Origin of the sequence: uncultured Methanobrevibacter sp., assembly GCF_937906425.1 — an archaeon.
In the GTDB taxonomy this organism is placed as follows: Archaea; Methanobacteriota; Methanobacteria; order Methanobacteriales; family Methanobacteriaceae; genus Methanobrevibacter.
The window spans coordinates 1-7,779 of sequence record NZ_CALCYR010000040.1 but is presented as its reverse complement, the minus strand read 5'-3'; the positions used below and the strand labels follow the sequence as shown (position 1 = coordinate 7,779).

Annotated in this window: 6 protein-coding genes; 4 read left to right on the top strand and 2 right to left on the bottom strand. The window is 27.2% G+C overall.

The annotated features are described in order from the left end of the window. The first annotated feature begins 402 nt into the window (after positions 1-402). Entirely contained in the window at positions 403-675 is a 273-nt protein-coding gene (gene albA, locus Q0138_RS01195; RefSeq protein WP_297979784.1) for a DNA-binding protein Alba, read from the top strand. A gap of 264 nt (positions 676-939) precedes the next feature. On the opposite strand, the gene Q0138_RS01190 is transcribed toward albA, so the two are convergent. Then, positions 940-2,055, bottom strand: coding sequence for a radical SAM protein (locus Q0138_RS01190; protein ID WP_297979782.1), 1,116 nt, complete (start codon positions 2,053-2,055; stop codon positions 940-942). 554 nt (positions 2,056-2,609) lie between these two features. Here Q0138_RS01190 and cfbB point away from each other — a divergent pair. From cfbB to Q0138_RS01175, 3 genes are all read left to right on the top strand, one after another. Further along, positions 2,610-4,052, top strand: coding sequence for a Ni-sirohydrochlorin a,c-diamide synthase (cfbB, locus tag Q0138_RS01185; protein WP_297979780.1), 1,443 nt, complete (start codon positions 2,610-2,612; stop codon positions 4,050-4,052). A 476-nt stretch (positions 4,053-4,528) separates the two neighbouring features. Beyond that, entirely contained in the window at positions 4,529-5,659 is a 1,131-nt protein-coding gene (locus Q0138_RS01180; protein ID WP_297979777.1) for a trypsin-like peptidase domain-containing protein, read from the top strand. Between the two features lie 63 nt (positions 5,660-5,722). After that, positions 5,723-6,976 carry a peptidoglycan bridge formation glycyltransferase FemA/FemB family protein gene (locus tag Q0138_RS01175; RefSeq protein WP_297979773.1) on the top strand — a complete coding sequence of 418 codons (1,254 nt, stop codon included), beginning with the start codon at positions 5,723-5,725 and terminating at the stop codon, positions 6,974-6,976. 3 nt (positions 6,977-6,979) lie between these two features. On the opposite strand, the gene Q0138_RS01170 is transcribed toward Q0138_RS01175, so the two are convergent. Further along, positions 6,980-7,779: peptidoglycan bridge formation glycyltransferase FemA/FemB family protein (locus tag Q0138_RS01170; protein ID WP_297979771.1), on the bottom strand; the 800-nt coding region annotated here is incomplete at its 5' end.

The window sequence follows — 7,779 nt, the reverse complement described above, 5'->3', positions numbered from 1 at the left end:
ATTTTCATATTTTTTAAGTAAAATTATTTAAATTAATTTTATTTTCATATTTTTTAAGTAAAATTATTTAAATTAATTTTATTTTCATATTTTTTTAATTAGGACTAAAGAATTTTTTTTAAAAATCAATTTTATAAATCTTAACTTATTTAACTCTTTTTTATAATTAATTAAGGTTTTGAAAATAGTTTTTTATTAATTTTAAACCTAAAAATTTTTGTATTTGTCTATAAGGTCTATTTTTTCTTATTTTTAAGTTTAAACTAATAATTATATTCTTTTTTAGTTTTAACTAAATATTTATATGAATATAATATTTTTAAGATTTTATATAGGTTTTTTTAAAAAACTTTTTATATCTTGTAGTATAAAATTAATATTAATTGCATTGGAGGTTCATTGATGTCAGAAGATAACATAGTGTACATTGGTAATAAACCAGTAATGAATTACGTTCTTGCAGTAGTGACTCAAATAAACAATGGCGCTTCTGAAATTTTCTTAAAAGCAAGAGGAAGAGCTATAAGTAGAGCTGTTGATGTTGCTGAAATTGTAAGAAATCGTTTTGTACCTGATTTGGAAGTAGGGGATATTCGTATCGATACTGAAGAAGTCGTCGATAATGATGGTGTTACAACTAATGTTTCCATTATAGAAATTCAAATGTATAAATAGATTTTTCTATCTATTTTTATTTTTTATATGCTATTTTTTATAATTTTAGACTTTTTATTTAAATTTTATTCATATTTTTTTACACAAATTTTTTAATAATTTTTAGACTTTTTATCTAATTTTTTACATACTATTTTTATAATTTTTAGACTTTTTATCTAATTTTTTATCTAATTTTTATTCATATTTTTTACATAAAAAATTAAAATTTTTAGTAGATTTTTTCCTATTTTTTCAAATTTTTAAATTTTTTTCTTATTTTCTCTAAAAATTGTCTAAGGATTGCTGATATTTTCCCTCTAGTTTAATGTAAGGCTCTGCTCTTTTTACAACTACGCCTAACTTTTTCAAGTCCTCCAATTTCTTAAATGGCATAGCTTTTCTAATGTTAATTATCCTTCTTGCTGATGTAGGGCCAATTCCAGGTACTCTAATCAATTCCCTATATGATGCTGTATTGATTTCTACAGGGAATATATCCATTTCCCTTGCAGCAAGAATCTTAGGGTCTTCACTTAATGAGAGCCTGTCATTCTCATCAAATACCAACTCTTTAGTCTTAAACTTATAATCGTTTAAAAGTGCATCTGCATGGTATAGCTGATTGGTTCTTTCAATATTGCAGGCATCCTTATTTTCAAATTCGGTTCCCTCTACAGGAGAAAATGCACTGAAATAACTTCTTCTCAAGTCAACTTTCTTGTATAATCCTTCCATTCTCTTGAGTATATCATAGTCGCTTTCATCATTTGCCCCAACTATCAACTGTGTAGTATGGCCGGATTTTGCAAAGCTTGGATTTCTTCTTGCTATCTGATGCATCCAATCCAATCTTTTTAGAATGTCCTTGTTATAATCCTTTGTGCTTGTAATTTCACTAAGTCCGTCCTTTGTTGCAGCCTCTATGTTTAGGCTTACCCTGTCAGCAAGACTCATTGCACGTTTTATTGAATCCTTGCTTGCTCCAGGAATGATTTTTAAATGGATATAATCCTTATATCCATAGTCTTTTCTAAGCAATCGTGCTGTTTCAATGGTGTTTTCCATTGTCTGATCTATATCATTTGATATGCCTGAACTTAAAAAAAGACCATTGACATATCCGTTGTTATAGTAATGGAGAAATGCTCTTGAGAGTTCGTCAGGACTTAATTCAAGACGTGTAAAGTTACGTCTGCTTTGATTGATGCAGTATTTGCAATCATTTTTACACTTGTTAGTCATTAATGTTTTAAATAATGGAATCTTACATCCGTCGTGACCTGTAGCATGGTATATTCCAGGCAAATTAACTTGAGAACTCTTGCTATGGCTGACATAATCGCATAAATCATATTGGGCAGAATCAGCCAAAACCTGCATCTTTTCCATAGTTGACATTTTAATTCCTCAAATTAATTTTTAAAAGATTTTTAAAAGATTTTCTATATGTTTTTTAAAAGTTTTTCTAAAAGTTTTTCTAAAGGTTTTTCTTTAAGATTTTTAAAAGATTTTCTAAAAGTTTTTCGAAAATAGTTTTCTATAATAGTTTTCTAAATTTTTCTTCTAAAATCTATTAGATATTTTTTTATTTTTTATTATACACTATTTTTAAATATTTTTTCATTGTCCTTTTTTAGTTAAAATTTATTTAATTTCTTAATAACTAACTACACTTTAATATATTTTTAATTTATTTAAAATTTTACTTTTATAGTATTTTTAAATTTCTTTCTTTATTTTTCATTTAAATATTTTTTATATCTCAAATTCAATACATTTTTTTTAAATTTCTTTCTTTATTTTTATTTAACGATTTTGAAATTTTTCAAATTTAATACGATTTTTCAAAATTTGTTTAAAAAGTTTATTTTTTATCTAATTCAATTGTACTTTAATTAAATTTCCCTTAACCATAAGAAACTTTTATATAAAATTTTATATAATCTTAATATATGAAACTCGTACTAGCTGGAACTGGAAGTGCAGTTGGAAAGACAACAATTTCAACAGGAATCATGAAGGCGCTTTCAGATGAAAATGTTCAACCTTTTAAGATAGGGCCTGATTTTATAGATCCATCCTATCACACTATCGCTACAGGAAATGTTAGCAGAAATCTGGATTCCTTTTTCATGAATGATTTTCAGATAATCAACTCATTTAAAAGAGCTCTTAAAAAATCAAACTCACATATGGGAATCATTGAAGGTGTTAGAGGTCTTTATGAAGGAATCAGTCCTATAGGTGATGTGGGAAATACCGCTTCAATTGCAAAGGCTTTGGATGCTCCTGTAGTTCTTCTTATGGATTCCAGAAGTCTTGTTAAAAGTGCTGCAGCTATTGTGCTTGGATTCAAGGCGCTTGACCCTCAAGTCAGAATAGAAGGAGTTATCTTGAATAAGGTTAAGGGGCCACGCCATTATAGGAAGGCCAAGGAATCTGTTGAAAAGTTGGCAGATGTTCCAGTTATTGGGGGAATACCTAGAGACGAAAAGATTACAGTTGAAGAGAGACACTTAGGTCTTGTTCCAGCTCTTGAAAAAGATAAAATTACTAAAAACATTAATCTTTGGGGAGAGATTGCAGAGGAATATATAGATTTGGATGCCTTAAAGAACATAATGAAGACAAGTTCCAAATCTGCTGTAAAAGACAATCAAAATATTGCAATTGAATCCCATGAGGATGATTTTAACAGAGAGCATAATGATGCATTAGACCTTCCGGTTACAAATGATTCAAAACCTGGTGAATTGTGGAAAACAGATAATAAAAACAGTGTCAAGATAGGTGTTGCCCAGGATGAGATATTTACCTTTTATTATAAGGAAACTTTAGAGTCTCTTGAGGATAATAATGCAGAGTTAATTCCATTTAGTCCATATAAGGATGAAAATCTTCCAGATGTTGATGCATTGTATATAGGCGGAGGATATCCTGAGGTATTTCAGAAGGAATTGTCTCAAAACACTTCTATGTTAGAGGATATTCGTAGATTCCATAAGGAAAATAGGCCAATTTATGGAGAATGTGGAGGTCTTATCTATCTTTCTAAATCCATTGACGGATTTAATATGGTTGATGCTATTCCTTATTCCTCTGAAATGACTGAAAGGGTTCAGGGTTTAAATTATATTATTGCAAGATCCAATCAGGATAATCTTATATCAAATGAGGGGGATATATTCAGAGGACATGAGTTCCATTACACTAAACTCAATATAAACAGTACAGATTCTCTTGTATTTGATGTTCTTCGTGGAAATGGAGTATTAAACAATATGGATGGAGTTTCAGTTGGAAATACCCTTGCTAATTATATTCATATTCATGCTTGTTCCCATCCTAATTTCGGATATAATTTCACTAGAAATATTTCTGAATTGGATATTTAATTCTATTTTTATTTTAATTTTTTTATTGTATAGAAATTTTCTTTTTTGTCTTTTCACTTTCTTATTTTAATTTTTTTCTATTTATTGAAATTTTTACTTTTTTTTCTTTTTACTTTCTTATTTTATTTTTTTTCTCTTGTATACAAATTTTTACTTTTTTGTCATTTTCACATTCATTTTACATTCGTTTTTTTCTAATTTTCTTTTAATTTTTTAACATCCTCTTATTTACTATAATTTTTTTATATTTCTTCTATTTTATCAGATTTTTTATTTCTATCTATAATTTTGTTTTTAGTTTGTGATTCAACCCATTATTTTTAATTTTTTACCCTAAAAATTTTTATTATTTTTCAAAAAAATTTCACTTTCATTTTTGTCTATAAAAATTTACAAAAATGAGCTAATTTTTTTAATTTTTTCTCTAAATTGTAAAATATCTTTTCTATCTTTTTTTAATTTCTGTAAAATTTTTCATGTTTTTTTTATTAAGTATTTTTAAATTTTTAACAATAATAGCAATTATTTTAGCATTTTTAGCTGGGATTGAATTAAGTTATATATTTCTTAATAAAAATGATACTAGTTTAAAAAATGGAGAAGAAAATTCACTAGTCTATAATAGTTGTTCAAACTGCATGAGTGGAACAATGGTTATAGAAAATGGTGGATTAAGTCAAACGGTAAATAAAGTATATGATTCCGTAGTAATGATAAAAAATTATCAAAAAGGAAAATTAGCTGGATCAGGAAGTGGATTTGTTTATAAGGTAGATGACAAATATGGTTACATTATGACAAATCAGCACGTTGTAGATGGGTCAACTAGTTTATCAGCTACATTTACTAGCGGTGAAGAAGTTGATGCAGAACTATTAGGTGGAGACAAATACATGGATATAGCAGTATTAAGAGTTCCTGTAAAGAATATTATTTCAGTTGCTAAGATTGGTTCAACCGAAGAATTGCAATTAGGAGAATCAGTAATTGCTATTGGAACACCAGTAGGAGAGGAATATTATAATACAGTAACAGGTGGACATATTTCTGGACTAAATAGAAAAGTAACAGTAAGTGTTGAATCAAAAGATGATTGGGTACAAGATGTAATCCAAATTGATGCTTCAATTAACCCAGGGAATAGTGGGGGTGCACTTGTGAACATTAATGGTGAAATAATAGGAGTTACATCATTAAAACTAGTAAATGATAGTATTGAAGGTATGGGATTTGCAATAAAAATTGAAGATGCCATGAAACATATTGACGATCTAGAAAATGGAAGAAAAATAGAAAGACCACTTCTTGGAATAACACACGTAAATGTTACCGAAACAGCACTATTAAATCAATATAATGTTTCAATTGATAGTAGTATTGAGGAAGGGATAGCAGTTCTTTCTGTTGTAGATGGTTCAAGTGCAGATAAAGCTGGGATTAAAAAAGGCGATGTAATAATCGAAATAGATGGTAGTAAAGTTACTAATACAGCTTACCTAAGATATTTATTATATAAACATAATATTGGAGATACAATTAAAGTTAAATACATACGTGGTAAAGAAGAAATAACAACGGAAGTAACCTTAACACAAGTAGCCGATTAAGATAAGGAATTATTTAAGTAATTCCTTTTTTATGCTATAATTAATTTTATAGGAGATGATGCTATGGAATTTACTGAATTAACTGAAAAAGAGTATTCTTCATTTGTTGAAAAACATGACCAGGAATCATATATGCAAACATTAGATTTAAAAAACTTTAAAGAAAAGAATAATATTAAATGTTATTTAGTTGGAGTAAAAGATAAGAAAAAAGTAGTAGCAGCAACTCTTATGTATTCAGTAGGATCCTTTTTAAAAAAGAAAAGATTCTATTCTTCAAGAGGCTTTATAATAGATTATAACAATAAAGGACTACTAAGCTTTTTTGTAGAAAATATAAAAAAGTATATAAAGTCACATAATGGAATGTCTATTACGATTGATCCCAATGTAATATATAGAATAAGGTCTAGTGATGGAGAAATAATTGATGACAAAACTAATGATACAATAATTAAAAACTTAAAAGAATTAGGGTTTACTCACTATGGTTTTAATAATTATTTTGAGACAATGCAAGTAAGGTGGGTATATAGATTAAAACTTGACAAATCTTATGATGAACTTAAAAATAACTTTATTAAATCAACAAGAAAGAACATTGAGGCAACTCATAATAATGGAGTGAAAATAAGGATTGGTAATGTAGAAGATATAAAAGGCCTTTCTAAAATATTTAAAGAAACTGCGGAACGTGATGAGTTCAATACCAAAAGTTATGAATATTATAAAAGCATGTTTGAGTGCATGCCAAATAATATTAAAGTTTATATGGCATATATTGACCCAAAATCACGACTTGAATTAACAAAGAATAAACTTAATGAAGAAGAAAAAAACAACGATGAAATAAATAAAAAAATGCAAACTGATATGGTAGGAAATAAATTAAGAAATAAAAAAGAGATATCGGATAATTTAATTACAAAATATAAAGAAGAAATAAAGGAAACTGAAGAGATGATAAAAAATCATCCAGACGGAGTAGATATTGGAGCATTAATATCAGTAAAATCAGGAACTGACTATATATCATTAAGTAGTGGAACTTTAACTAATTACAAGAAATATTATCCAAAATATGCTTTATATGACGCTCATATCACTGATGCATATAAAATGGGGTATAAATATGTAAATTTTTATGGTATAGCTGGTGACTTTAATCCCAAAAATAAATATTATGGAATTTACGAATTTAAAAAAGGATTCAATGGAAATGTAGTTGAATATGTTGGAGAGTTCACTCTAGGTATAGGGCTTACTTATAAGTTATTTACTACATTAAAGAAATTAAAGAAATTAATAAAAAAATAAGCTTTATTTTTGCTTATTTTTTCTTTTACTTTTCAACTTAGCAAGTTTTCTCCTAATTGGAATAAGAATATTAAACATTCTATAAGTAAACTTCTTAAATACATAGTCAAACTCTCCTATGAATTCTGTATATTCCCCTCCAAGTCTTTTTTTAAATAACCAGATACCATATTCTGGATCATCTTGGCTAGGATTAAATGAAGTGCCAAAGAAATCAATAGTCTTATATCCTTCTTCTACAGCATCCTTTATTATTTCAAAATAGATTAAATAGTTAGAATTTAAACTTCTAAGAATACTACTATTACCACCATGAATTGTCCAAACTTTATCACCATATTTAGCTGTTATTATTGATGACAATACAAGCTTTTCTTCTTTAACTTCATTAATTTCGTCAATTAATTTTTCAAGCTTATCTATTTGATTTTTAATTTCTTTTTTCTTATTTTCACTTGTTAAACTTTCATAGTTTTCATTAAGCTCATCTAAATTATTATTAAGTAGTTTCATAGTCTTCTTTTTATTTAGATAAACGATATATATATCGCCATGATTATCTTTATGTAAATCTTTATAAAAGTTTAAGTAATATTCTTTAGAATAAATAGAAATATTTTCACGATCTGCAGTTTCTTGCATAGTTTTATAAAAATCTTCAACATACTGAATGGATTCTTCCAAGTCAAGGGAGCTAATCATTTCCCCTTTTTTAAAAACATCAAATACCAATTTTGTGATGATTGCGCGAAACATTATATTGATTAGCAATTTCCTATGAACATAAACCTTACGCTCATATG